The sequence below is a fragment of the Kocuria sp. ZOR0020 genome (genome assembly GCF_000800955.1).
In the GTDB taxonomy this organism is placed as follows: Bacteria; Actinomycetota; Actinomycetes; order Actinomycetales; family Micrococcaceae; genus Kocuria; species Kocuria subflava.
In genome coordinates, this window is record NZ_JROX01000370.1 from 1 (window position 1) to 839 (window position 839).

Sequence of the window (839 nt, forward strand, 5' to 3'; positions counted from 1 at the left end):
CTGTGACTGTCGACGGTGAATGGCGGTGTTCTGACAGAGGTATTTGGCGGCCGTGGTGCGGCTGTGGGCTCAGAGGTAGCTGCAGATTTGGGCGGGATCGCACTGGGTGGGGTCGCCTTGGGAGGCGGCCTGGTAGTGCTCGGCCGCGGAGGCCCGCAGGGCGGTGAGCTCAGCGATGTGCTGGTCGAGGTCGGTGAGTTGCTGGGCGAGCTGTGCGGCTACGTGGGCGCAGGGGGCCTGCCCGGCGTCGCGGATCTGCAGGATGTTCCGGATCTCGGCCAGGCTGAGTCCGGCGGCCTTGCTTCGGCGGATGAACTGCAGGCGGGCGAGGGCCTCGGGTGGGTAGTCGCGGTACCCGTTGGGGCCGCGGTGCACCGGGGGCAGCAGCCCGTGCTGTTCGTAGAACCGTAGGGCTTTGGTGGTCATGCCGGCGGCTGCGGCCGCTTCACCGATCCGCACGGTGCGCACCTCGATCCTGGACTGGTCTGTGGCCTTCCACGGTAGAGGAAGGCTCCGGGGGCAGGGCACTGCCTGCCCCTGGAGGGGCCGGTGGTCATCCGGGTTCGGTGCGGGCGCGGTCGGTCTCGACGGCCTGCCAGGTCTTGCGCGCGGCGATGAGCACCGGGTCCCACACCGGGGAGAACGGCGGGGCGTAGGAGAGGTCGATGTTGAGCAGCTCTTCCACCGGGGTCTCGTGCCACAGCGCCACGGAGAGCACGTCGATGCGCTTGGCCGCGCCTTCTTCCCCGACGATCTGGGCGCCGAGCAGCCGTCCGGTGCCGCGTTCGGCGATGAGTTTGGTGCGGATGGGTTTGGCCCCGGGGTAGTAGCCGGCCCGG

At 70.0% G+C, this 839-nt stretch carries 1 protein-coding gene and 1 pseudogene; both read right to left on the reverse strand.

Annotated features, from left to right (window positions below):
• Nucleotides 1-69: 69 nt before the first annotated feature.
• The gene (locus tag L979_RS13825) at nucleotides 70-468 is read right to left on the reverse strand and encodes a heavy metal-responsive transcriptional regulator (protein WP_019311206.1); all 399 of its coding nucleotides are present in this window, start codon (nucleotides 466-468) and stop codon (nucleotides 70-72) included.
• A gap of 85 nt (nucleotides 469-553) precedes the next feature.
• A pseudogene (locus L979_RS13830) lies at nucleotides 554-839 on the reverse strand (CoA-disulfide reductase); the annotation flags it as partial.